At 61.6% G+C, this 24623-nt stretch carries 24 protein-coding genes; 11 read left to right on the forward strand and 13 right to left on the reverse strand.

Features of this window, described 5'->3' with window-relative positions:
* Positions 1-28 precede the first annotated feature (28 nt).
* Together C4J88_RS26325 and cyaY are read right to left on the reverse strand one after the other, a co-directional pair.
* Positions 29-247, reverse strand: coding sequence for a DUF1289 domain-containing protein (locus tag C4J88_RS26325; protein WP_124408488.1), 219 nt, complete (start codon positions 245-247; stop codon positions 29-31).
* A 2-nt stretch (positions 248-249) separates the two neighbouring features.
* Positions 250-582 carry an iron donor protein CyaY gene (gene cyaY / locus C4J88_RS26330; RefSeq protein ID WP_124408489.1) on the reverse strand — a complete coding sequence of 111 codons (333 nt, stop codon included), beginning with the start codon at positions 580-582 and terminating at the stop codon, positions 250-252.
* A gap of 238 nt (positions 583-820) precedes the next feature.
* Between cyaY and C4J88_RS26335 the strand changes: the two genes are divergently transcribed.
* Genes C4J88_RS26335 through C4J88_RS26360 form a run of 6 tightly spaced genes read left to right on the forward strand, consistent with a single transcriptional unit; the run spans position 821 to position 5403 of the window.
* Complete coding sequence (locus tag C4J88_RS26335) at positions 821-988, forward strand: lipoprotein (protein ID WP_003195417.1); 168 nt, start codon at positions 821-823, stop codon at positions 986-988.
* 9 nt (positions 989-997) lie between these two features.
* On the forward strand, positions 998-2245 hold the full coding sequence (lysA, locus tag C4J88_RS26340; RefSeq protein WP_124408490.1) for a diaminopimelate decarboxylase: 1248 nt from the start codon (positions 998-1000) through the stop codon (positions 2243-2245).
* A 3-nt stretch (positions 2246-2248) separates the two neighbouring features.
* Complete coding sequence (gene dapF, locus C4J88_RS26345; protein WP_124368796.1) at positions 2249-3079, forward strand: diaminopimelate epimerase; 831 nt, start codon at positions 2249-2251, stop codon at positions 3077-3079.
* Positions 3080-3092: 13 nt separating this feature from the next.
* Complete coding sequence (locus C4J88_RS26350) at positions 3093-3809, forward strand: DUF484 family protein (protein WP_124408491.1); 717 nt, start codon at positions 3093-3095, stop codon at positions 3807-3809.
* Positions 3810-3811: 2 nt separating this feature from the next.
* A complete protein-coding gene (gene xerC, locus C4J88_RS26355) occupies positions 3812-4711 on the forward strand; it encodes a tyrosine recombinase XerC (protein ID WP_124408492.1) in 900 nt (299 codons plus the stop codon).
* Positions 4708-5403 (forward strand): HAD family hydrolase, encoded by a 696-nt coding sequence (locus tag C4J88_RS26360; protein ID WP_124408493.1) that lies wholly within the window; start codon positions 4708-4710, stop codon positions 5401-5403. The genes xerC and C4J88_RS26360 overlap by 4 nt, the downstream gene beginning before the upstream one ends.
* A gap of 272 nt (positions 5404-5675) precedes the next feature.
* On the opposite strand, the gene sutA is transcribed toward C4J88_RS26360, so the two are convergent.
* The 4 genes from sutA to glnK form a co-directional block, all read right to left on the reverse strand.
* On the reverse strand, positions 5676-6008 hold the full coding sequence (gene sutA / locus C4J88_RS26365) for a transcriptional regulator SutA (RefSeq protein ID WP_124364948.1): 333 nt from the start codon (positions 6006-6008) through the stop codon (positions 5676-5678).
* 102 nt (positions 6009-6110) lie between these two features.
* Positions 6111-6536 carry a secondary thiamine-phosphate synthase enzyme YjbQ gene (locus C4J88_RS26370; protein WP_124368800.1) on the reverse strand — a complete coding sequence of 142 codons (426 nt, stop codon included), beginning with the start codon at positions 6534-6536 and terminating at the stop codon, positions 6111-6113.
* Between the two features lie 210 nt (positions 6537-6746).
* The gene (locus C4J88_RS26375) at positions 6747-8087 is read right to left on the reverse strand and encodes an ammonium transporter (protein WP_124372266.1); all 1341 of its coding nucleotides are present in this window, start codon (positions 8085-8087) and stop codon (positions 6747-6749) included.
* Between the two features lie 35 nt (positions 8088-8122).
* Positions 8123-8461, reverse strand: a complete 339-nt coding sequence (gene glnK / locus C4J88_RS26380) for a P-II family nitrogen regulator (protein ID WP_002555808.1) — start codon at positions 8459-8461, stop codon at positions 8123-8125.
* A 422-nt stretch (positions 8462-8883) separates the two neighbouring features.
* Between glnK and C4J88_RS26385 the strand changes: the two genes are divergently transcribed.
* Positions 8884-9147, forward strand: coding sequence for an accessory factor UbiK family protein (locus C4J88_RS26385; RefSeq protein ID WP_124368801.1), 264 nt, complete (start codon positions 8884-8886; stop codon positions 9145-9147).
* Between the two features lie 151 nt (positions 9148-9298).
* On the forward strand, positions 9299-10795 hold the full coding sequence (locus C4J88_RS26390; protein WP_124368802.1) for a YifB family Mg chelatase-like AAA ATPase: 1497 nt from the start codon (positions 9299-9301) through the stop codon (positions 10793-10795).
* A gap of 33 nt (positions 10796-10828) precedes the next feature.
* Here C4J88_RS26390 and C4J88_RS26395 read toward each other — a convergent pair whose 3' ends face one another.
* Both C4J88_RS26395 and C4J88_RS26400 read right to left on the reverse strand, forming a co-directional pair.
* The gene (locus tag C4J88_RS26395) at positions 10829-12805 is read right to left on the reverse strand and encodes a methyl-accepting chemotaxis protein (RefSeq protein ID WP_124408494.1); all 1977 of its coding nucleotides are present in this window, start codon (positions 12803-12805) and stop codon (positions 10829-10831) included.
* Between the two features lie 178 nt (positions 12806-12983).
* A complete protein-coding gene (locus C4J88_RS26400) occupies positions 12984-13904 on the reverse strand; it encodes a LysR substrate-binding domain-containing protein (protein WP_124364954.1) in 921 nt (306 codons plus the stop codon).
* A gap of 151 nt (positions 13905-14055) precedes the next feature.
* Here C4J88_RS26400 and C4J88_RS26405 point away from each other — a divergent pair, with 151 nt between their 5' ends.
* Positions 14056-15459 (forward strand): NorM family multidrug efflux MATE transporter, encoded by a 1404-nt coding sequence (locus C4J88_RS26405; protein ID WP_124368805.1) that lies wholly within the window; start codon positions 14056-14058, stop codon positions 15457-15459.
* A gap of 27 nt (positions 15460-15486) precedes the next feature.
* Here the strand turns inward: C4J88_RS26405 and C4J88_RS26410 are convergent, their stop codons facing one another.
* Positions 15487-17151 carry a bifunctional diguanylate cyclase/phosphodiesterase gene (locus C4J88_RS26410; RefSeq protein WP_124408495.1) on the reverse strand — a complete coding sequence of 555 codons (1665 nt, stop codon included), beginning with the start codon at positions 17149-17151 and terminating at the stop codon, positions 15487-15489.
* Between the two features lie 265 nt (positions 17152-17416).
* On the opposite strand from C4J88_RS26410, the gene rep reads away from it, so the two are divergent.
* The gene (rep, locus tag C4J88_RS26415) at positions 17417-19426 is read left to right on the forward strand and encodes a DNA helicase Rep (RefSeq protein WP_124364957.1); all 2010 of its coding nucleotides are present in this window, start codon (positions 17417-17419) and stop codon (positions 19424-19426) included.
* Between the two features lie 58 nt (positions 19427-19484).
* A complete protein-coding gene (locus C4J88_RS26420; protein WP_003176890.1) occupies positions 19485-20054 on the forward strand; it encodes a xanthine phosphoribosyltransferase in 570 nt (189 codons plus the stop codon).
* A gap of 126 nt (positions 20055-20180) precedes the next feature.
* On the opposite strand, the gene C4J88_RS26425 is transcribed toward C4J88_RS26420, so the two are convergent.
* The 4 genes from C4J88_RS26425 to alr form a co-directional block, all read right to left on the reverse strand.
* The gene (locus C4J88_RS26425; protein WP_124408496.1) at positions 20181-22103 is read right to left on the reverse strand and encodes an acetyl-CoA hydrolase/transferase C-terminal domain-containing protein; all 1923 of its coding nucleotides are present in this window, start codon (positions 22101-22103) and stop codon (positions 20181-20183) included.
* A 138-nt stretch (positions 22104-22241) separates the two neighbouring features.
* Positions 22242-22652 carry a cytochrome c5 family protein gene (locus C4J88_RS26430; RefSeq protein WP_057022711.1) on the reverse strand — a complete coding sequence of 137 codons (411 nt, stop codon included), beginning with the start codon at positions 22650-22652 and terminating at the stop codon, positions 22242-22244.
* A 181-nt stretch (positions 22653-22833) separates the two neighbouring features.
* Positions 22834-23382 carry a cupin domain-containing protein gene (locus C4J88_RS26435; protein ID WP_003176893.1) on the reverse strand — a complete coding sequence of 183 codons (549 nt, stop codon included), beginning with the start codon at positions 23380-23382 and terminating at the stop codon, positions 22834-22836.
* A 116-nt stretch (positions 23383-23498) separates the two neighbouring features.
* Positions 23499-24572, reverse strand: a complete 1074-nt coding sequence (alr, locus tag C4J88_RS26440; RefSeq protein ID WP_124408497.1) for an alanine racemase — start codon at positions 24570-24572, stop codon at positions 23499-23501.
* Positions 24573-24623 lie beyond the last annotated feature (51 nt).

Consider the following 24623-nt stretch of genomic DNA (forward strand, 5'->3'; position numbering starts at 1 on the left):
CACAGCGTCACAAATAAACAAGATAGCGTCAGGCGTGGGCCCGGCGCTGCTCGGCCTGCGCGCAGATCACTCGACGTCGGGCATCGTCGGCGGAGCGCCATTCACGGATGTCTTCGACATGCCGGAAGCAGCCCAGGCAGACTTTTTGCTCATCCAGGCGACACAAGCTGATACAAGGCGACGGCACCGCCGGGCTGACGTTGCTGAACAGCGGCTTGGGCGGGCGGGCGGGTACGGGCTGGGTCACTGTCAGATCTCGTCGAAGTCCAGCTCGGCGCCGGTATATTCCTCGACCAGCCGCGTGAGCATCTCGCCCAGCAACTCTTCACTTTTGTCGCACTGCCATGTGCCGCTGTCTTCGTCATAGTCAAAGTGAACGCCACCGGAGCGCGCCGCCAGCCACAACTGACGCAGCGGTTCCTGGCGACTGAAGATCAGTTGCTGGCCGCTCTCGAATTTGACGGTCAGCACACCGGCCGAGTTTTCCAGATCCACGTCCAGGTCGCTGTCGTCGAAAATATCTTCCAGCTTCTCCTGGGTGGCATCCACCAGGTCGTGAAAACGGGCTTCGGTCAAACTCATTGTGGCAACCTCAAAAGTGTCTGGTTCTGCTCAAGCGCCGCACGATACGGACGCGCCCCGCCGATTGCAAAGGATACCGATTTCATCACAGATGGCGGTACGAAATATCCCCAGCTAGCGTAGCCCGCTTCCCGACTCTCTCGGCAAACCCCCGCCGGACGGGTATTCCGGCGCATAGGCAAGCTGGCGGGTGGTCGGTATACTCGGGCGCAATTAATGCATATTCAAGGATTTCGCCATGAAGCGCCTGATCTCTTCCCTTGCTGCGCTCGTCGCGGTCGCTTGCCTCGTTAGTGCCTGTGGTCAAAAAGGCCCGCTGTACCTGCCCGACGACAGCAAAGACCCGAACGAACAGGCGCAGTCGTCGCAAAAGCCATCGAAAGCGCACAAGCACGACACTTACTAAGGGACCCTCATGGACGCTTTTAACTACCGGGACGGCGAGCTGTTCGCGGAAGGCGTGGCGCTGTCTGCGATTGCCGAGCGCTTTGGCACCCCGACGTATGTGTATTCCCGTGCACATATCGAAGCGCAATACCGCTCGTTCACCGACCCGCTGGAAGGCGTGCCGCACCTGGTGTGCTACGCGGTGAAAGCCAACTCCAACCTGGGTGTACTCAATGTCCTGGCGCGTCTGGGCGCTGGTTTTGACATTGTGTCCCGTGGCGAACTCGAACGTGTATTGGCCGCCGGTGGCCAGGCCGACAAGATCGTGTTTTCCGGCGTCGGCAAGAGCCGCGAAGACATGCGCCGCGCCCTGGAAGTAGGTGTGCACTGCTTCAACATCGAGTCCACCGACGAGCTGGAGCGCCTGCAGGTCGTGGCCGCCGAGATGGGCGTTCGCGCGCCGATCTCCCTGCGCGTCAACCCGGACGTCGATGCGGGCACCCACCCGTACATTTCTACCGGCCTCAAGGAGAACAAGTTCGGCATCGCCATAGCCGACGCCGAAGACGTGTACATCCGCGCCGCCCAATTGCCGAACCTGGACGTGTTGGGTGTCGACTGCCATATCGGCTCGCAACTGACCACCCTGCCGCCGTTCCTGGATGCGCTCGACCGCCTGCTGGCGCTGATCGACCGCCTCGGCGATTGCGGCATCTACCTGCACCACATCGATCTGGGTGGCGGTGTGGGCGTGCGTTATCGCGATGAAGAACCGCCGTTGATCGCCGACTACATCAAGGCGGTGCGCGAGCGTATCGAAGGCCGCGACCTGACGCTGATGTTCGAGCCGGGCCGCTACATCGTCGCCAATGCCGGTTTGCTGCTGACCCAGGTCGAGTACCTCAAGCACACCGAACACAAGGACTTCGCCATCGTCGACGCGGCGATGAACGACCTGATCCGCCCGGCGCTGTACCAGGCCTGGATGAATGTCACCGCCGTGGCCCCTCGCGCCAGCGAAGCGCGTGCGTACGACATCGTCGGCCCGATCTGTGAGACCGGCGACTTCCTGGCCAAGGATCGTCAACTGGCCCTGGAGGAAGGCGACCTGCTGGCCGTGCATTCGGCCGGTGCCTATGGGTTTGTCATGAGTTCCAACTACAACACGCGCGGGCGAGCCGCCGAGGTGCTGGTGGACGGTGATCAAGCATTCGAAGTGCGTCGCCGCGAGACGGTAGCCGAGTTGTATGCTGGCGAAAGCCTGCTGCCGGAGTAAGCCATGCTGCTGCGTTTTACCAAGATGCACGGGCTGGGCAATGACTTCATGGTTCTCGACCTGGTCAGCCAGCACGCACACATCCTGCCCAAGCACGCCAAACAATGGGGCGACCGGCATACCGGTGTCGGCTTCGACCAATTATTGCTGGTGGAAGCGCCGACCAACCCGGAGGTGGATTTCCGTTATCGGATCTTCAACTCCGATGGCTCTGAAGTGGAACAGTGCGGCAACGGTGCGCGCTGCTTTGCGCGCTTCGTGCTGGACAAGCGCCTGACCGCCAAGCGCCAGATTCGCGTCGAAACCAAGGGCGGCGTGATCGAACTGGATATCCGCAGTGACGGCCAGATCAGCGTCAACATGGGCGCGCCACGCCTGGTGCCGGCGGACATTCCGTTCCAGGCGCCCGAGCAGGCCCTCAGTTATGCGCTGGAGGTGGACGGTACCCGCGTGGATATCGCCGCCGTGTCCATGGGCAATCCCCATGCGGTGCTGCGGGTCAATGACATCAACAATGCGCCCGTGCATGAACTGGGGCCGAAGATCGAACATCACCCGCGCTTTCCGGCGCGGGTCAATGTGGGCTTCCTGCAGGTGATCGACCGTTCCCGCGCGCAATTGCGTGTGTGGGAGCGCGGCGCCGGCGAAACCCAGGCCTGCGGCACCGGTGCCTGCGCCGCTGCCGTGGCCGCGATCAGCCAGGGGTGGATGGATTCACCGCTGCTGATCGACCTGCCGGGTGGGCGCTTGTCCATCGAATGGGCAGGCCCTGGCCACCCGGTGATGATGACCGGGCCGGCCTCGCGTGTATACGAAGGACAGGTCCGTCTATGAGTGAGCCAAGCCAATGACCGATAAGCCTCAAGTACCCGCACAAATCACCCCAAGTGAAAGCCTGGAGGCCGCTGCAGTCGCGGCGTACCTTGAGGCTCATGCGGATTTTTTCGTCGAGCACGAGCAATTGCTTCCGGCCTTGCGCATCCCCCACCAACGCGGCGATACCGTGTCGTTGGTGGAGCGGCAAATGCAGATCCTGCGCGAGCGCAATATCGAAATGCGCCACCGGCTCTCGCACCTGATGGATGTGGCCCGCGACAACGATCGCCTGTTCGACAAGACCCGTCGCCTGATCCTGACCCTGCTGGACGCCGCCAGCCTGGAAGAAACGGTGATAGCTGTGGAAGACAGCCTGCGCCAGGACTTCCAGGTGCCGTTTGTCAGCCTGATCCTGTTCAGCGACAACCCGATGCCGGTGGGGCGCTGGGTCAGCGGTGGCGAAGCGCAAACCGCCATCGGCGGCCTGCTTTCCGAAGGCAAGACCATCAGCGGCACCCTGCGCGAGCATGAATTGGACTTCCTGTTTGGTGCCGAACAGCGCCAACAGATCGGCTCCACCGCCGTGGTTGCCCTCAGCCACCAAGGCCTGCATGGCGTACTGGCCATCGCCAGCCGCGACCCCGCGCATTACAAAAGCTCGGTGGGCACCCTGTTTTTGACCTACATCGCCGAAGTGCTGGGCCGCGTCCTGCCGCGCTTCACCACTGCCCTGCGCGCGGTGCGCTAGCCATGGAACGGCAACTGGACGCTTACTGCGCTCACCTGCGCAACGAGCGCCAGGTGTCGCCTCATACCTTGGAAGCCTACCGGCGGGACTTGAACAAGGTCCTGGCCTATTGCGAAAAGCAGCAGGTCGCCAGCTGGAAAGCCCTGGATATCCAGAGCCTGCGCAGCCTGGTCGCACGGCTGCATCAGCAAGGCCAGTCCTCGCGTAGCCTGTCGCGCCTGCTGTCGGCGGTGCGCGGCCTCTATCACTACCTGAACCGCGAAGGCCTGTGTGACCACGACCCGGCCAATGGCCTGTCGCCGCCCAAAGGCGAGCGCCGCCTGCCCAAGACCCTGGACACCGACCGCGCTCTGCAACTGCTCGATGGCGCGGTCGAGGATGACTTCCTGGCGCACCGCGACCAGGCGATCCTCGAGTTGTTCTATTCCTCGGGCCTGCGCCTGTCCGAGCTGACCGGCCTGAACCTCGATCAACTGGACTTGGCGGATGGGCTGGTGCAGGTGCTGGGCAAAGGCAGCAAGACGCGGGTGCTGCCGGTCGGCAGGAAAGCCCGTGACGCCCTGCAACTATGGTTGCCGTTACGGGCGCTGGCCAATCCGCAAGACGACGCGGTATTTATCAGCCAACAGGGCCGACGCCTGGGGCCACGGGCCATTCAGTTGCGCGTAAAAGCCGCCGGCGAGCGCGAACTGGGGCAGAACCTGCACCCGCATATGCTCAGGCACTCCTTTGCCAGCCATATGCTGGAGTCGTCCCAGGACCTGCGCGCGGTACAGGAGCTGCTCGGCCACTCCGACATCAAGACCACGCAAATCTACACCCACCTCGACTTCCAGCACCTGGCAACGGTGTACGACAGCGCCCATCCACGGGCCAAACGCATCAAGGGCGGCGACTCATGAGCATCAAGCTGATCACCTTCGACCTGGACGACACGCTCTGGGACAACGTACCCGTCATCATCAGCGCCGAAGCGTCAATGCGCGAATGGTTGGCGCTCAACGCATCCAAGGTCGGCGACTTGCCCCTGGAGCATTTCGCCAGCCTGCGCCAACAGGTGCTGCAGCGGCACCCAGAACTCAAACACCGCATCAGTATCCTGCGCCATCGGGTGTTGATGCATGCGTTTGAGGAGGCAGGTTATCCACAGCCTGAAGCCACGGAAATGGCCGACGTGTGTTTTGAAGCGTTCATTCATGCGCGGCATCAACTCACCGTCTTCCCCGAAGCCGAGCCGATGCTCAAAGCCCTGCGCCAGCACTTCCTGCTCGGGGTGATCACCAATGGCAATGCCGACGTACAACGCGTAGGCCTGGCGGACTACTTTCACTTTGCCTTGCGTGCCGAGGATATCGGCATCGCCAAGCCGGATGCGCGGTTGTTTCAGGAGGCATTACAGCGCGGCGGCGTGAAGGCCGAAGCGGCGGTGCATGTTGGCGATCATCCGGGCGATGACATTGCCGGGGCGCAGCAGGCGGGGCTGCGAGCAGTGTGGTTCAACCCGACGGGCAAGGCGTGGGAAGGGCATAAACTCCCGGATGCGCAAATTCGCAGCCTGACGGAGCTACCGCAATTGCTCCGCAGCTGGCAGTAACACCAGCGATCCAAATGTGGGAGGGGGCTTAAAGGGGTTCCCTGTAGGAGCGAGCTTGCTCGCGAAAAACGCCCAGGCAACGCGTTCATTCTGGATGAACGAGAGAGCCCTGAGTTCTTCGCGAGCAAGCTCACCCCTACAAAAAGCCTTCACTGACTGGCATTAGGGCTTGCCCCTCCCACATCTGGATCACCACAACGCTCGAATAAATCAGCAGGCATGAAAAAACCCGCAGCGACGGCGGGTTCTTTCTTACAAGCAGGTAGCTGACCTCAGATAGGACGGCTGCCGTATTTGTTATCCGGCTTCTTCGGTGGATCAGCCACCACGTTGGGCTCGACTTCGACCACTTTGCCGCCTTTGGCGAGGAATTCTTCCATCGCACGGGCCAGGGCATCGCGCTCTTTGTTCTTGGCTTCAACGCTGGGCAGTTCGTCTACCGAAACAGCAGCCTTGGCCTTGCCTTTGGCTTTGGGCGCGACATCATCGCCAGCACTGTCATCAAGGTCTTCAGCAACGTCATCAGCCGCCGCTTCAAGACTTTCCTCAGTGTCGTCTTCGTCACCTACTTCGAGGTCGTCGTTTTCCAGATCATCGTCGCTCATGTTCTACCTCATGACTTGCGAAAAGCAGATTAGTTATAGCCCAGCTTTACCCTCTGTCGAGGTCGCCGGAAAAAAATCAACATCCACTGGATCACCAGTGGCTTATGCCCCTTCACCGTGCAAGGTGGCGAGGACTTTACGAGCACCGCCATGATCACGGTGCTCGCCCAGATAAACACCTTGCCAGGTCCCCATCGCCAAGCGGCCAGCCTTCACCGGCAAACTCAGCTGGCAGCCCAGGAGACTGGCTTTGAAGTGCGCCGGCAGATCATCCGGACCTTCGTCGTTGTGTTCGAACCCTGCATGGCCTTGCGGCACCAGCAAGTTGAAGAAACGCTCGAAGTCACGGCGAACCGCCGGATCGGCATTCTCGTTGACCGTCAACGAGGCCGAGGTGTGCTGCAGCCACAGATGCAACAGGCCCACGCGACACGCCTTCAATTCAGGCAAGCCGGCAAGCAACTCGTCGGTCACCAGGTGAAAGCCCCGGGGCTTGGCCCGAAGGGTAATCAGGGTCTGTTGCCACATACAGTTCTCCGCCCATCGGCGCGCATTCTAGCGCGCTCTGGAAAAAAACAAAGTGCCGAATACGCCTACATGCCTGTAAGACATTCGCACCCTTAAAAGTGCCGTGTGGATCCCATCACAAAGTTGACGAAAAACCCATGCCACTTATAGGCAGAGACAAACGCCAGACAAAAAAATGCCCGGCAAGCCGGGCATCTTTTTTTCGCGTACTTACAGGTTGTAGCCACGCTCGTTATGTTGCGCCAGGTCGAGACCGACCGCCTCTTCCTCTTCAGTGACGCGCAGGCCCATGACCATGTCCAGCACCTTGAGGATCACGTAGGTGACGATCGCCGTGTAGATCACGGTGAAGCCGACGCCTTTGCACTGGATCCACACCTGGGCGGCGATGTCAGTGGTAGCGGCGTTGAAGCCACCCATCGAGGGAGCCGCGAACACGCCGGTCAGGATCGCGCCGAGGATACCGCCGATACCGTGCACGCCGAAGGCGTCCAGGGAGTCGTCGTAGCCCAGCTTGCGCTTGAGGGTAGTGGCGCAGAAGAAACACACCACGCCCGCCGCCAGGCCAATGACCAGGGCGCCCATAGGGCCCACGGTGCCAGCCGCCGGAGTGATCGCAACCAGGCCGGCCACCACACCCGAGGCGATGCCCAGTGCGCTCGGCTTACCGTGGGTGATCCACTCGGCGAACATCCAGCCCAGCGCCGCAGCAGCGGTAGCAATCTGGGTAACCAGCATCGCCATGCCGGCCGTGCCGTTGGCTGCGGCAGCGGAACCGGCGTTAAAGCCGAACCAGCCGATCCACAGCATGGCCGCGCCGATCAAGGTGTAACCCAGGTTGTGCGGGGCCATCGGGGTGGTCGGGAAGCCTTTACGTTTGCCGAGCACCAGGCACGCCACCAGGCCAGCCACACCGGCGTTGATGTGCACCACGGTGCCACCGGCGAAGTCCAGCACGCCCCAGTCCCACATCAGGCCGCCGTTGCCGCTCCAGACCATGTGCGCAATCGGCGCATAGACCAGCGTGAACCAGATGCCCATGAAAATCAGCATCGCGGAGAACTTCATGCGCTCGGCGAAGGCACCGACGATCAGCGCCGGAGTGATGATGGCGAACGTCATCTGGAAGGTGATGAACACCGCTTCCGGAAACAGCGCCGCAGGCCCGGTAATGCTGGCTGGAGTGACCCCTGCCAGGAATGCCTTGCCCATGCCGCCGAAGAAGGAGTTGAAGTTGACGACGCCCTGCTCCATACCGGTGGTATCGAACGCAATGCTGTAACCGTAGACGACCCACAGGATGCTGATCAGGCCAGTGATGGCAAAGCACTGCATCATCACCGACAGAATATTCTTGGAGCGGACCATGCCGCCGTAGAACAGCGCCAGACCAGGAATGGTCATGAACAGCACCAGTGCGGTGGCGGTCAGCATCCAGGCAGTGTCGCCGGAGTTGAGGACTGGAGCCGCCACTTCGTCTGCAGCCATTGCAAGGCCTGGCATTACGATGGACAACAGGGCTCCGAGCCCTGCGAATGTACGCAGAGTCATAGTGTTTTTCTCCTGGGGCGTTGGGGTTTGGCGGCTTAGATTGCGTCGGTATCGGTTTCGCCGGTACGGATGCGGATAGCCTGTTCCAGATTGACCACGAAGATCTTGCCGTCACCGATCTTGCCGGTGTTGGCGGCCTTGGTTATCGCCTCGATAACCCGGTCAAGATCCTTGTCGTCAATGGCGACATCAATCTTCACCTTCGGCAGGAAATCGACCACATATTCCGCGCCGCGATACAGCTCGGTATGACCCTTCTGCCGACCGAAGCCCTTGACCTCAGTAACGGTAATGCCCTGCACGCCGATCTCGGACAGTGACTCGCGTACGTCGTCCAACTTGAACGGCTTGATGATGGCAGTGACTAGCTTCATGAAAACTCTCTCCCGAATTGGTGGACTTGCCCCAGGAAAACAAACCCGTCTCAAGTCTAAGCGCAGTGCCTGGCTTTGTAACGCATCGTCGCCTCGGCATTTACCGTAGCGACGCCAGCGAACCACTGGTGACGAAACCTGTACCCCTGATCCGTCGGCGCACTGCATTCGTCACAGCGACTGCATCAGTGCATGGGTCATGATCGTCTAAGCAGAAACCTTGCCAGCTCCGTAAAAATCACTGAAATCAGTCCATTGCCCACTCATGCCCACCTGCGGGGCGTTCCGGCGGTGGCGATGCGCATCAAAACAGTGCGCAAGCGCCCGTCCCGATGCGCGAAAAGCGTGCGCGTCAGGGCCGTGAAAAGACTATAGACGCTGCGTGATACACTGCCTGCCAACAGTTTTCCGGAATATTTCCCATGCTCGCGCCCAAAGACTTCCTCGACGCCCTGAGCGGCCACGCCTCTCGCCTGTTCAGCGGCGACACTCCGCTGCCCCGCAATGAAATCGAAAGCCAGTTCAAGGCACTGCTGCAAAGTGGCTTCAGCAAGCTCGATCTGGTGAGCCGTGAAGAGTTCGACAGCCAGATGGTGGTGCTCGCCCGCACGCGGGCGCGGCTGGAAAGCCTGGAGGCAAAAATGGCGGAACTGGAAGCGCGGCTGACGCCGCCCTCTGCCGAGTGAACGCAATCAGTGTGGGAGGGGGCAAGCTCCCTCCCACATTTGTCCGGCGTCTTGGCCTGATACGTTCTGTAAAACCTCCCCCGCTTTGCTTTTCCCACCCTCGTCTACCCTTGAATAACCCGCAGGAAGCGGCCCCATTCAAGGATCGAGCATGTCCCTCGCCATCGTCCACAGTCGCGCCCAGATCGGCGTTGAAGCCCCCGTCGTCACGGTTGAAGTGCATATGGCTAATGGCTTGCCATCACTGACGCTGGTGGGCTTGCCGGAGACGGCGGTAAAGGAAAGCAAGGACCGTGTACGCAGCGCCATTCTCAATTCGGCCCTGCAATATCCGCCGCGTCGCATCACTCTCAACCTCGCGCCTGCCGACCTGCCCAAGGACGGCGGGCGTTTTGATTTGGCGATTGCCCTGGGGATCCTGGCGGCCAGTATGCAGGTGCCGGCGTTGATGCTCGATGACGTTGAGTGCCTGGGCGAGTTGGCGCTGTCCGGCGAAGTACGCGCGGTGAAAGGCGTGTTGCCCGCCGCACTGGCGGCGCGCAAGGCCGGGCGCACCTTGATCGTGCCCAGGGCGAACGCTGAGGAAGCGTGCCTGGCATCGGGGTTGAAGGTGATTGCGGTGGACCACTTGCTGCAGGTGGTAGCGCACTTGAACGGGCATGTGCCGATCGAGCCCTACCAGGCGGACGGCTTGCTGTATCTGAATAAACCTTACCCGGACCTCAGCGAAGTACAGGGCCAGTTGGCTGCCAAGCGCGCCTTGCTGATCGCCGCTGCGGGGGCGCACAACCTGTTATTCAGCGGACCGCCCGGCACTGGCAAGACATTGCTCGCCAGCCGCCTGCCGGGGTTGCTGCCACCACTGAGTGAGCACGAAGCGCTGGAAGTCGCGGCGATTCAATCGGTGGTCAGCCTGGCGCCGTTGAGCCATTGGCCGCAACGGCCGTTTCGCCAGCCGCACCACTCGGCGTCTGGCCCCGCGCTGGTCGGCGGCGGATCGAAACCACAACCGGGGGAAATCACCCTGGCCCACCACGGCGTATTGTTCCTCGACGAATTGCCGGAGTTCGATCGCAAAGTCCTGGAGGTGCTGCGTGAGCCACTTGAGTCGGGGCATATCGTGATTTCCCGCGCCCGCGACCGGGTAAGCTTCCCGGCACGCTTCCAATTGGTCGCGGCGATGAACCCCTGCCCTTGCGGCTATCTGGGCGAACCCAGCGGCCGTTGTCGATGCACACCGGAGCAGATCCAACGCTATCGCAACAAGCTGTCCGGGCCGTTGCTGGATCGAATCGATCTGCACCTGACCGTGGCGCGGGAGGCCACGGCACTGAGCCCGGCACAACAGACCGGTGACAACACTGCGAAAGCTTCCGCAGCAGTGGCCGATGCACGGGAACGCCAGCAACGCCGCCAAGGATGCGCCAACGCCTTCCTCGACCTGCCGGGGTTGCGCAAGTACTGCAAGCTGGCAAAGGTCGATGAAGGCTGGTTGGAAAGCGCATGCGAACGACTGACGCTGTCGCTGCGGGCGGCCCATCGGTTGCTCAAGGTAGCGCGTACCCTGGCGGACCTGGAACAAACAGAGAACATCGCCCGCCACCATCTGCAAGAGGCCTTGCAGTACCGTCCGGCGGCGAGCACTTGAGCCATGCGCCTGCGCATTCTGAATGGCGGTGGCTTAGCGGAACCGGTCTACTTCATGCCGCAGGCCCGCCGCCAGGGTCTCCAGTTCCTTGGCGGTGATCGCCAGGTTCGACACCACTTCACGCTGCTCGCTGTTAGCCAGCGCAATACTTTGCAGGTTGCTGCTGAGCAAGGTCGCGGTGCTGCTCTGCTCCTGGGTGGCGGTAGTGATGGCGGCGAACTGCTGGCCGGCCGAGCGGCTCTGCTCGTCGATGCGCGCCAGGGCCGAAGCCACGTCGGCATTGCGCGACAGGCCTTCCTGCATCAGTACATTGCCGTGTTCCATGGTGCTGATGGCATTCCCGGTTTCCTGCTGGATGCTCTGGATCATGCCGGAAATTTCATCGGTGGCCTGGCGGGTGCGCGAGGCCAGGTTGCGCACTTCGTCGGCGACCACGGCAAAGCCACGGCCTTGCTCGCCCGCGCGGGCGGCTTCGATGGCAGCGTTCAGCGCCAGCAGGTTGGTCTGTTCCGCGATCGACGTAATCACGCCAACGATGCCGCCGATTTCCTGGGAACGCTGGCCCAAGGTGTTGATCACCGTCGCGGTGCTGTTCAGAGCAGTGGCGATATGTTCCAAGGACGACGACGCCTCCTGCATCGAGGCACGCCCGATGCGGGTCTGCTGGGCATTTTCCTGGGCCAGGCGCTCGGTACTGCCCATGTTGTCGGCGATATTCAGCGAAGTGGCGCTGAATTCTTCCACCGCGCCCGCCATGCTGGTGATCTCGCCGGACTGTTGTTCCATGCCTTCATAGGCACCGCCAGACAAACCGGACAACGCCTGGGCACGGCTGTTGACCTCTTCCGCCGCCTTGCGGATGTGCGAAACCATGGTCGACAGCGCTTCGCCCATCTGGTTGAAGCTGCGCGCCAACTGGCCGATTTCGTCATGGCTGGAGACGTTCAGGCGCGCGCTCAGGTCGCCCGCACCGAGCGCTTCGGCTTGGCGCACCAGGTCACTCAGGGGCGCGAGCTTGCTGCGCAACAGCCACACGGTGGCGCCCACCGCCAACAGCATGGCCAGCACGCTGCCGATCACCAGGCGCAGGCCGACGTCCCAGGTCACTGCACGAATCTCAGCCTTCGGCATGCTCGCCACCACCGCCCAGGGGCCGCCCTCGAACGGTACCGAAACGCTGTAGAAATCTTCGTTCTTGTCGCTCCAGAAGCGCCCTTCACCCGGTTTCTTCGCCAGGTCGAGCATCACCGGAATGGCTTGATCCAAGGCTTGTACACCGGCCGGCGGCACCAGCCAGTGCTTCTGTTCATCCAGCAACGAGAGAGAGCCGGTCTGGCCGATACGGAAGCGCTTGAGGTTGTCGAACTGGGCTCTCTGCTCGTCGGTGTAGTCGAAACCGATGAACAGCACCGCAATGACTTTTCCGCTGGCGTCACGCACTGGGCTGTACTGGGTCATGTACGAGCGATCGAACAACACTGCCCGACCGATGTAGGTCTGCCCGCTGAACACACGCTGGTAGGCCGGCCCCTGGCGGTCCAGCACGGTGCCTATGGCGCGGTTGCCATCCTGCTTGGTCAGGGACGTGCTGATGCGGACAAAGTCATCGCCGCTGCGCACGAATACCGTGGCCACGCCGCCGGACATGTCCTTGAATTCATCCACTTCGCTGAAGTTGTTGTTCAGCAACTGGCTGCCCAGGTAGAGGCTTGGGGTTTGCACACCGGCCACGGCGACTGGCTGGTCCGCACGCACGCTCAAGCCGGCGCCGAAGCGCTTTTCAAACAGCCCGCTCAAACGCTGGGTGCTCTCGCGCAAGGTGCTGTGGAAGGTATTGAGTTGGTCGGCGAGCAGGCGCGCCTCGCTGGCCAGGTGTTCCTCGCGGGTGGCGAGGTTGGCGGTGTCGAGGGAGCGTAGAGCGAAAACGGTACTGCCGCTGATTACGACAGCAAGAATCACGGCCAATGCGAGGCCTAACTGGGAGGCGATCCGAGCGCGAGGTTGAGACATGACAGCTCCTGAGCCGAGGCCAGGATCATCCTGATCTCTTAGCGCTGCTCGGCGAATTATCTGGTGGGAAACGTAAGTGCACGATGGTTCCAACACTCCTACTTCGGCGGAGTTTTACAATACTTGAGCGATTCACAGGGGTATCGCGCAAACGATTGCCGTACACATGCCAAACCCTTCATTCAAGGCGGGCCACTTCGGGCAAAACCATCGCATGCACCTCGCCCTGGAGAAACTCCGCCAAACGCCGCAGGCGCTCACCACCGGGGCGGGTTTTGGGCCACACCAGGTAATAGCTTTCCCCGCTGGCGACGGCCGTTGGCCAGGGCAAGCTCAGGCGTTTCTGGGCGACGTCCTCGGCCACCATCAGCAGGTCACCCATGGACACCCCATAACCCCGCGCGGCGGCGATCATGCCCAACTCCAGCGTATCGAACACCTGCCCACCCTTGAGCGAAACCCGGGACGCCAACCCCATGCGTTCCAACCAGTAGCGCCAGTCGCGGCGGTCCGGTGTCGGATGCAGCAGTTCAGCCGTTGCCAGCCGCGTCACGTCCCAGGGGCCGTCATCCAACAGATTGGGCGCGCCAACCGGAATCAGCATTTCGGCAAACAGGTAACTGGCTTCCCAGTCTGCGGGAAAGTGCCCGTTACTGAGCAATACCGCGCAATCGAACGGCTCCTGGTTGAAGTCCACTTCATCGATGCTCATCCACGCACTGGTGAGCTGCACCTCATTGCCCGGCTGCAAGGCCCGAAAGCGACTCAACCGCGCCAGCAGCCAGCGCATGGTCAAGGTGGACGGCGCTTTCATACGCAAGATGTCATCTTCGGCATTCAGGGTATGGCAGGCGCGCTCCAGGGCGGCGAACCCTTCGCGCACGCCGGGCAGCAACAAGCGCGCCGCCTCCGTGAGCTGCAGGGTGCGGCCGCTGCGCTGGAAAAGCCGGCAGGCGAAATGCTCTTCGAGCGTACGAATATGCCGGCTGACCGCACTTTGGGTAATCGACAACTCCTCTGCCGCGCGGGTAAAGGAGTGGTGACGGGACGCGGCTTCGAACGCCCGCAAGGCGTAAAGCGGAGGAAGACGACGGGACATTCTGAAAGCTCCGACAGCGCAATCCGCAAACCCTACCAGAATAGATCAGGCATGAGTTTTAATCATGCAAACGATCGCTTTTATCCTTTTGTGCAATGCGCCCAAAGCGCCGAGAATCAGCCCTCTCCACCACCCTGACCTGTCGAGCGTGATGATCATGCAGCATCCGGTACGTACCGAACTCTGGGCCATTCTGCGGCTATCGGGGCCGTTGATTGCCTCACAGTTGGCGCACATGCTGATGGTGCTGACCGACACCCTGATGATGGCCCGCTTGAGCCCCGAAGCCCTGGCCGGCGGTGGCCTGGGCGCGGCGAGCTATTCGTTCGTGGCGATTTTCTGCATCGGTGTGATTGCGGCGGTGGGCACCCTGGTGGCCATCCGTCACGGCGCGGGCGACATCGACGGCGCCACCCGCCTGACCCAGTCCGGGCTGTGGCTTGCGTGGTTGATGGCCCTGGCGGCGGCGCTGCTGCTGTGGAACCTCAAGCCAGTGCTGCTGCTATTCGGCCAGACCGAAACCAACGTGCAGGCCGCCGGGCAGTTCCTGACCCTCCTGCCATTCGCCCTGCCCGGCTATCTGAGCTTCATGGCGTTGCGCGGTTTCACCAGCGCTATCGGCAAAGCCACGCCAGTGGTGGTGATCAGCCTGTGCGGCACGGTGGTCAATTACCTGCTCAACCATGCGCTGATCGAAGGCATGTTCGGCCTGCCGAAGCTCGGGCTGATGGGCATTGGCCTGGTGACGGCCATCGTCGCCAATGGCATGGCGTTGGCGCTGATGTGGTACATCCGCAGCAACCGGACCTACGCCGCCTACCCCCTGACTACCGGCCTGCTGCGCCTCAATACCCAGTATCTGCGCGAGCTGTGGCGCCTGGGCCTGCCGATCGGCGGCACCTATGCAGTGGAAGTCGGGCTGTTCGCGTTTGCGGCGCTGTGCATGGGCACCATGGGCAGTACGCAGTTGGCGGCGCACCAGATTGCCCTGCAGATCGTCTCGGTGGCGTTCATGGTCCCGGCAGGGATGTCCTACGCGGTGACCATGCGTATCGGCCAGCACTATGGCGCCGGGCGGTTGTTGAGCGCGCGCCTGGCCGGGCGGGTCGGTATAGGGTTCGGCGCCATGGTCATGCTGGGGTTTGCCGTGGTGTTCTGGCTGTTTTCCGACCCGCTGATCGGACTGTTCCTCGACCATGACGACCCGGCCTTTCACGAGGTGATCGTGCTTGCCGTCAGCCTGCTGGCCGTCGCGGCCTGGTTCGAACTGTTCGACGGTGTGCAGACCATTGCCATGGGCTGCATCCGTGGCCTCAAGGACGCCAAGACCACCTTCCTGGTGGGGCTCGGTTGTTACTGGCTGATCGGCGCGCCATCGGCCTGGTTGATGGCGTTCACGTTAGGCTGGGGGCCGACCGGCGTGTGGTGGGGCCTGGCGCTGGGCCTTGCCTGTGCGGCGGTGAGCCTGACGTGGGCGTTTGAGGCGAAGATGAAACGCATGATTCGACAGGAGCCGGAAATACAAACTGGTTTCCAGACCGCACAGACGCACTAAGGTCCCACATTTTTAGATTGAGTTTATTCAGCCCAACAGCGCCTGCTGGCCCTTGCCAAACGTCAGGTACTCCACCAGCTCGGCCAGTGGCAGCGGTTTACTGATCAAGTAGCCCTGGGCTTGATCGCAACCAAACAGCCTCAAAAGCGCAAGCTGCTCAGCGGTCTCCACGCCTTCGGCCACCACTTCCAGGTTGAGGTTGTGGGCCAGGTTGATCATGGCGTGCACCAATTTGCGATTCTCTTCGCGCTCTTCCATGCCGCCGACGAAGCTCTTGTCGATCTTCAACAAGGCAATCGGCAGGCTGTTGAGGTGCACGAACGATGAGAAACCGGTGCCGAAGTCATCCAGGGAAAACCGCACGCCGAGGCGGCCGAGGGCGTCCATGGTCTGTTTGACCAGGTCGCTGCGACGCATCACGGCGGTTTCGGTCAACTCGAACTCCAGCCATTGCGCTTCCACGCCACGCTCGGCAATCAGCCGACTGAGTGTCGAGAGCAGTTGACTGTCCTGAAACTGGCGAAACGACAGGTTGACCGCCATGTGCAACGCCGGCAGGCCGCGTTCGCGCAGGTCCTGCATGTCGCGCAGGGCGCGGGAAATCACCCAATACCCCAACGGCACGATCAGGCCGCTCTGCTCGGCCAGGGGCACGAACTCGCTCGGTGGCAACAGGCCACGCTCGCCGTGGCGCCAACGCACCAAGGCTTCCAGGCCGACGATATGCCCATCGTCCAGGTCCAGGCGCGGCTGGTAGTGCAGCTCCAGCTCATCGCGGCGCAGCGCACGGCGCAATTCGCTTTCCAGGTCGGCCAGGCTGCGCGCGTTGCGGTTGATGCGTTCGTTGAAGATATGAAAGGTACAGCCCTGGGTGCTTTTGGCCTGCTGCATGGCGATATGGGCGTGCCACATCAACGGGTCGGCCCCGGCACGGGCGCGGGCATGCGCCACACCCAGGCTGCAGCCGATCAGCAGGCTTTCACCGTCCACCCAGTAAGGCTCGGCCATGACTTCGGTGATGCGCTCGGCCATCCACTCGGCGCGCTGGGGCGCACGGCGGGTGTCGATCAGCAGCGCGAACTCATCGCTGCCCAGGCGCGCCAATTGGTCACCGGCTTCAAGCTGGCTCTTGAGCCGCGATACCACCTGCAGGATCAAGCGGTCGCCGGCCTGATGACCGAGGGCATCGTTGGCGTGACGGAAATTGTCCAGGTCCAGGTGACCGAGGGCCAGGCCGCGACCTTCGTTATCCGCCAGTCGCGCCGCCAGCAAGGTCTGGAAACCCTGGCGGTTGGCGATACCGGTGAGCGGGTCCTGTTCGGCCAGGCGCTGCAACGTGTTCTCCAGCACGCCACGCTCGCGCACATGGCGCAGGCAGCGGCGCAAGGTATCGGCGTCCAGCACGGAATGGACCAGCCAATCGCTGACACCGAGCGGCGAAACCAATGGTTCCTGTTCCAGCAACAACACACACGGCAAGCTGCACCGGCCCGGGCCGGGTTGCAGAGGGGGCGTGGTCAAGAGCACCGCACCGTGGTCGTCGTCGAACAGACGACTCACCGAGTCCCAGTTGGGCGCGCTGATCAGCACAGCCCCGTCGCCCATCGGCGCCAGGCACTCGCGCAACAACGCTGCCCACTCAGGCTCATCGGCCAGCAGCAGCAAACGCAAGGGTTCGACAGGCGTAGACAAGCTAGCTCCCTAGACTCTGCAAGAATTCGTTGGCGGTGGCATTATGACGTGCGGTCTGACAATGACCAATGCCTGACAAATGATAGGTGCTATCAAACACGCCGACTGTGAAAAATAGTCGCAATACCCCGCACATCCTGCGGCAAAGTAGCAAAACCGGCAAATTTAGATCGAGTGGTACGTCACACCGTCGATCCAGGGCAGCAGAAACTTGCCAGCCTGTTAAAATGCCCGCCCTTTTGAACGACGACTCCCCGAACTCTGTATGTCCCGACTCAATCCCCGGCAGCAAGAAGCCGTGAACTACGTCGGCGGCCCTCTATTGGTGCTCGCCGGTGCTGGCTCCGGCAAGACCAGCGTGATCACCCGCAAGATCGCGCACCTGATCCAGAACTGCGGCATCCGCGCCCAGTACATTGTCGCCATGACCTTTACCAACAAGGCGGCGCGGGAAATGAAAGAGCGCGTCGGCACCCTGCTCAAGGGTGGCGAAGGCCGTGGCCTCACCGTGTGTACCTTCCACAACCTCGGGCTGAACATCATCCGCAAGGAACATGCGCGGCTGGGCTACAAGCCGGGCTTTTCGATCTTCGACGAGGCCGACGTCAAAGCACTGATGACCGACATCATGCAGAAGGAATACGCGGGCGACGACGGCGTCGACGAGATCAAGAACATGATCGGCGCCTGGAAAAACGACCTGGTCCTGCCCGCCGAAGCCCTGGAAGCCGCACGCAACCCCAAGGAACAGACCGCCGCCATCGTCTACACCCACTATCAGCGCACGCTCAAGGCGTTCAATGCGGTGGACTTCGACGACCTGATCCTGCTGCCGGTCAAACTGTTCCAGGAACACAAGGACATCCTGGAAAAGTGGCAGAATAAGGTGCGCTACCTGCTGGTGGACGAATACCAGGACACCAACGCCAGCCAATACTTGCTGGTGAAACTGCTGATCGGTACACGCAACCAGTTCACCGTGGTGGGCGACGACGACCAGTCGATCTACGCCTGGCGCGGTGCGCGCCCGGAAAACCTGATGCTACTCAAGGATGATTACCCGTCTTTGAAAGTGGTGATGCTGGAGCAGAACTACCGCTCCACCAGCCGTATCCTGCGCTGCGCCAACGTGCTGATCTCGAACAACCCCCACGAGTTTGAAAAACAGCTGTGGAGCGAGATGGGCCATGGCGACGAAATCCGCGTGATCCGCTGCCGCAACGAAGACGCCGAAGCCGAGCGCGTGGCCGTGGAAATCCTCAGCCTGCACCTGCGCACCGACCGGCCTTACAGCGACTTTGCGATCCTGTATCGCGGTAACTACCAGGCCAAGCTGATCGAGCTGAAACTGCAGCACCACCAGGTACCGTATCGCCTGTCGGGCGGCAACAGCTTTTTCGGGCGCCAGGAAGTGAAAGACCTGATGGCCTACTTCCGCCTGATCGTGAACCCGGATGACGACAACGCCTTCCTGCGCGTGATCAACGTCCCACGTCGGGAAATCGGTTCGACGACCTTGGAAAAACTTGGCAACTACGCCACTGAACGCAAGATCTCGATGTACGCCGCCACCGACGAAATCGGCCTGGGCGAACACCTGGACACGCGCTTCACCGACCGCCTGTCGCGCTTCAAGCGCTTCATGGACAAGGTACGCGAGCAGTGCGCCGGTGAAGACCCGATCAGCGCCCTGCGCAGCATGGTCATGGACATCGACTACGAAAACTGGCTGCGCACCAACAGTTCCAGCGACAAGGCCGCGGACTACCGCATGGGCAACGTCTGGTTCCTGATCGAAGCCCTGAAGAACACCCTGGAAAAAGACGAAGACGGTGAAATGACCGTTGAGGACGCCATCGGCAAGCTGGTGCTGCGCGACATGCTCGAGCGCCAGCAGGAAGAGGAAGACGGCGCCGAAGGTGTGCAGATGATGACCTTGCATGCGTCCAAGGGACTGGAGTTTCCCTACGTGTTCATCATGGGCATGGAAGAGGAAATCCTCCCGCATCGCTCCAGCATCGAAGCCGACACCATCGAGGAAGAACGGCGCCTGGCCTACGTGGGCATTACCCGTGCGCGTCAGACACTGGCCTTCACCTTCGCTGCCAAGCGTAAGCAATACGGCGAAATCATCGATTGTGCCCCCAGCCGCTTCCTCGATGAGCTGCCGCCGGATGACCTGGCCTGGGAAGGCAACGACGACACCCCGACCGAGGTGAAGGCCGTTCGCGGCAACAGCGCCTTGGCTGATATACGCGCGATGTTAAAGCGCTAGAATCGACTACTTTTTAATCTACTTTCGGCGCCTGTTGCGCTAACAGAGGAAGCTTTCCGTGGAAGCACTGCACAAGAAAATTCGCGAAGAAGGCATCGTGCTTTCCGATCAGGTACTCAAGGTTGATGCCTTTCTGAACCACCAGATCGATCCGGCACTGATGAAACTGATCGGCGACGAATTCGCCGCGCTGTTCAAGGACTCCGGCATCACCAAGATCGTCACCATCGAAGCCTCAGGCATCGCCCCGGCGATCATGACCGGCCTGAACCTCGGCGTGCCGGTGATCTTCGCACGCAAGCAGCAGTCCCTGACACTGACCGAAAACCTGCTGTCGGCGACGGTGTATTCCTTCACCAAGAAAACCGAAAGCACCGTGGCAATTTCCCCACGCCACCTGACCAGCAGCGACCGCGTGCTGGTCATCGATGACTTCCTGGCCAACGGCAAGGCCTCCCAGGCGCTGATTTCGATCATCAAGCAAGCGGGCGCGACCGTCGCCGGCCTGGGCATCGTGATCGAGAAGTCGTTTCAAGGTGGCCGTGCGGAGCTGGATGCGCAGGGTTATAGGGTTGAGTCGCTGGCGCGGGTGAAGTCGCTGGCGGGTGGGGTTGTGACCTTTATCTGATTCAACACAGCTCAAAATGTGGGAGGGGGCTTGCTCCCGATGGCAGTGGGTCAGCCAACCTTTTTGGTGACTGATACACCGCTATCGGGAGCAAGCCCCCTCCCACATTTGCCCTGTGTTGGAATGTTAGTGCGCGGTGGCCTGAAGGCCGGCGAGTAACAGGCGCTGATACAGATCCTCTTTCAACCCCTCCGGCTGATCCAACCGCATCCGCTCCAAGTGCTTGGGAAACGCCTCCGGCTCCGGTGCATCCAGCGCCGCCTTGCCCAGTTCCAGCATCTCCGTGAGCTTGAATTTGCTCTTGAGCCAATTCAGAGCACGCAACAGGTCCCGCTCCTCATCCGTGAAATCACTGCCCAACGGGTATTCCGGGAACAGCCGTCGATGCTTGGCCTGAATCGCCTGCAGCCGCTGCGGTGTGTTGTCGGCAAAACGCGGGTCCAGCTTGAAATCCTTGGGCAGCTTGCCGGCTTTTTGCGCCTGTTCGATCAAGCCTTCCTGGAAGCGCGAGTCAGTGATATTGAGCAACGCCTCGATCACCTGGGCATCCGTCTGACCGCGCAAATCGGCAATCCCGTACTCGGTAATGACGATATCCCGCAGGTGCCGGGGAATGGTGCAATGGCCGTACTCCCAGACGATATTCGAACTGACCTCCCCCGCCGACTCGCGCCAGCTGCGCAGGATCAGCACCGAGCGTGCGCCTTCCAGTGCGTGGCCCTGGGCAACGAAGTTGTACTGCCCGCCCACGCCGCTGAGCACGCGGCCATCTTCCAATTGGTCGGCCACACCGGCGCCGAGCAGGGTGACCATGATCGCGCTGTTGATAAACCGTGCGTCCTGGCGCTGTAAACGCTTGAGCTCTTCCTGGCCGTACAGCTCGTTGATATAGCTGATGCGGGTCATGTTGAATGCCAGCCGCCTGGCGTGGCTCATCTCCTGCAAGCGCTGGTAGAAACTGCGCGGGCCGAGGAAGAAACCGCCATGGATCGAGATGCCATCGGGCTGCGCCGCATCGTCGAGCAGCCCGGCGTTGGCCTGCTCCTGGGTTGCCACATCCGCGTACACCTTGCGCCGGATGATTCCGGCATCGGCCAGCACCAGCAAGCCGTTGACGAACATTTCGCTGCAACCGTAAAGGCCACGAGCGAATGGCTCAACGCCGCCCTCACGGCTGATCAAGGGCGCCCATTGATACACATCCAGGTCAGTCAGCAGCAATCGATAGGCTTCGTTGTCGGCCTGGCGCGCCAGCAATGCGGCGGTCAGCGCGTCGCCCATGGAGCCGATACCGATCTGCAAGGTGCCGCCATCGCGCACCAGTGTGCTGGCGTGCAGGCCGATAAAGTGGTCCTGGAAGCCCACCGGCATGTTTGGCGTGGAGAACAGCGTAGTGCTGTCTTTCTCATCGAGCAGGTAGTCGAATGCGTCCATGCCCAACTCGGCATCGCCGGGCATGTAGGGCAAGTCGCTATGGACCTGGCCGACGATCAGGATCGTCTCACCCGCCGCGCGCCGCTTGGCGATCATCGGCAGCAGGTCGAGGGTGATATCGGGGTTGCAGCTCAGGCTCAGGCGGTCGGGGTGCTCGGCGCTGCTGGCAACCAGTTGCGCCACCAGGTTCAGGCCGGCGGCGTTGATGTCCCGCGCGGCATGGCTGTAGTTGCTGCTGACGTAGTCCTGCTGCGCCGAGTCGCTGTGGAGCAGGCTGCCGGGCTGCATGAAGAACTGCTGCACGCGGATGTTTTTCGGCAGGCTGTCCGTGTGCAGGTCAGCGAGGAAATCCAGCTCGGGGTAATCGCCAAATACTCGCTCGATAAACGGTTCGAGAAAGCGCTTCTGCAAACCGTCGCCAAGGGCGGGACGACCCAGGCTCAGCGCGGTGTAGATCGTCAGCGCGCGCTCGGGCAGCTTGGCGATACGCCGGTAGAGCGCATTGGCGAAGAGGTTGGGTTTGCCCAAACCCAGGGGCATGCCCATGTGGATATGCGCCGGCAAGCGCGCCAATACGTCGTCAACTGCTTGCTCGATTGAACACAACTGCACCATCCGACTGCTCCCGAACATTCCATGAATTGGGGTTGGACCGAGCTTGCCGGGTCTTTGCTGCAATGAACAGCCACGAAACTCAAATCGCGAGCACAAAAAAGCCGCTCGTGAGCGGCCTTTTTGGCGAAGATCGACGGGTTAGAGCCCGGACATCTTCTTGATCGCACCCTTCAGATCGTCATCCGAGCAATCCGCGCAAGTGCCCTTGGGCGGCATGGCATTGATGCCCGTGATCGCCTTGGCGAGGATGCCGTCAAGGCCGCCCTGGTGATCGGCGCGCTCTTTCCACGCGGCGGTATCGCCAACTTTCGGCGCTCCCAACAAGCCGGTGCCGTGGCAAGCATTGCAGTGCTTGGCGATGATCTCGTCCGGGGTTTTCGCCCCACCGCCGCCCGCCGCGACCGCGACCTCCATGCCCTTGCATTCCTGGCCCTGGACACACACCTGGCCCACAGGCTCCAGGCGCTTGGCGATGTCATCGTTGGTCGCAGCTTGAGCGCTGACAGCCCATAGGGCCAGTACGGTTGCTGGTGCAGCCAGCATTTTCATAATTAGGTTCACGCGTTCACCCTCAATGGTGGCTATTCACGCCTGCGGCCACGGTTTCACAGGCGGCGAAAGTATAGCGGTTAGCCCGCCCGGCCGAAACAACCCTATTAAATAAAGGGAGATTCGGCCTCACGGTGTACAGCTGCGCGAACCTCTGCAACGCTGGCAGGGCGCCTCTGTTTTAAAAGTTCGCGGGTGTGGCTGCGCTGATTAGTCGCGCCGGCACGTCGAACGGATTGCGAAAACGATGGGGCTTGGTGCTTTCAAAGTAGTAGCTATCGCCTGCTTCGAGCACAAAAGTTTCAAGGCCGACCACCAGTTCCAAACGCCCTTCCACCAGAATCCCGGTTTCTTCGCCTTCGTGGGTGAGCATTTCTTCGCCCGTGTCGGCGCCTGGCGGGTAGATTTCGTTGAGAAACGCGATGGCCCGGCTCGGGTGCGCTCGGCCTACCAGCTTCATGGTGACGGCACCGTCAGAGATGTCGATCAGCTCATTGGCTTTATAGACGATCTGCGTCGGTATTTCCTGGAGGATCTCTTCGGAAAAGAACTCGACCATGGACATGGGAATGCCGCCCAGGACCTTGCGCAGGGAACTGATCGAGGGGCTGACGCTGTTTTTCTCGATCATCGAAATGGTGCTGTTGGTGACGCCCGCACGCTTGGCAAGCTCGCGCTGGGAAAGACCTTTGAGTTTACGGATGGATTGCAGTCGTTCGCCGACGTCCAATGCAGGAGCCTCCTAGGATTCAGGCTTTGTTGTAATTGAGCGTTATCATGGCGACAGCGTTCAGTATTTACAACACTTGGGCCTAAATCCCGGACAGCTGTATTCGTACCGGGCGATCAAGCGCCGCAATAGAGCCTTGGCACCCGGCGCAGGTTGCAGAAGATCTGGTAAGGGATGGTATCGGCAGCGGTCGCGACCTCGCTGGCGAGGATGTGCTTGCCCCACAACTCCACTGTGGAACCCAGGCCCGCCTGGGGCACATCCGTCAGATCGACGCAGAGCATGTCCATGGACACCCGGCCCAGCAACTGGCTGCGCTGACCGGCGACCAGCACCGGCGTGCCCGTAGGCGCGTGGCGCGGGTAGCCATCGGCGTAGCCCATGGCAACCACGCCGATACGCATCGGCTTGGGCGTGACGAACCTGGCGCCGTAGCCCACGGGCTCGCCGGCGGGCAGTTCGCGTACGCAAATGATCTTGGACTCCAGGGTCATCACCGGCTGCAAGCGGGCAGCGATGGCCTGGTCGTCACCAAAGGGCGTGGCGCCGTAGAGCATGATGCCTGGGCGCACCCAGTCGCTGGGCACACTCGGCCACCCCATGACGGACGGTGAATTGCGCAGGCTCACCTCCGCCGCCAGCCCTTGGCGGGCCGCTTCGAATACCGCCACTTGTTCGTTGCTGCTCACACAATCGAGCTCATCGGCGCGGGCGAAGTGGCTCATCAACACAATCTTTGCGACGTTGCCGCTGGCCAGCAGGCGCTTATACGCCTCCTGGAAATCCTTGGGATGCAGGCCGACACGGTGCATGCCCGAGTCCAGCTTGAGCCAGAGGGTCAACGGTTGGCTCAGCGAAGCCTGCTCGATAGCCTCGAGTTGCCACAGCGAATGCACCACGCACCACAGGTTCTGCTCGACGATCAGCGGCAGCTCGTCGGCTTCGAAAAAACCTTCCAGCAGCAGCACCGGCGCACGTACGCCGGCGGCGCGTAGTTCCAGGGCTTCTTCGATGCACGCCACGGCGAACCCGTCAGCCTCGGCCTCCAGCGCCTGAGCCACGGGCACCGCGCCATGCCCGTAGGCATCTGCCTTGATCACGGCGAGGGCTTTGGCCCCGCTGACTTCGCGGGCCAGTTGGTAGTTGTGGCGCAGGGCTTGAAGGTCGATCAGGGCACGGGCAGGACGCATGGCGGCAGGCTTCTAGGCGGCAGAGTAAAAAAACCGGTGCCGACCAACAAC

The organism is Pseudomonas sp. R4-39-08, assembly GCF_003852275.1.
GTDB lineage: Bacteria > Pseudomonadota > Gammaproteobacteria > Pseudomonadales > Pseudomonadaceae > Aquipseudomonas.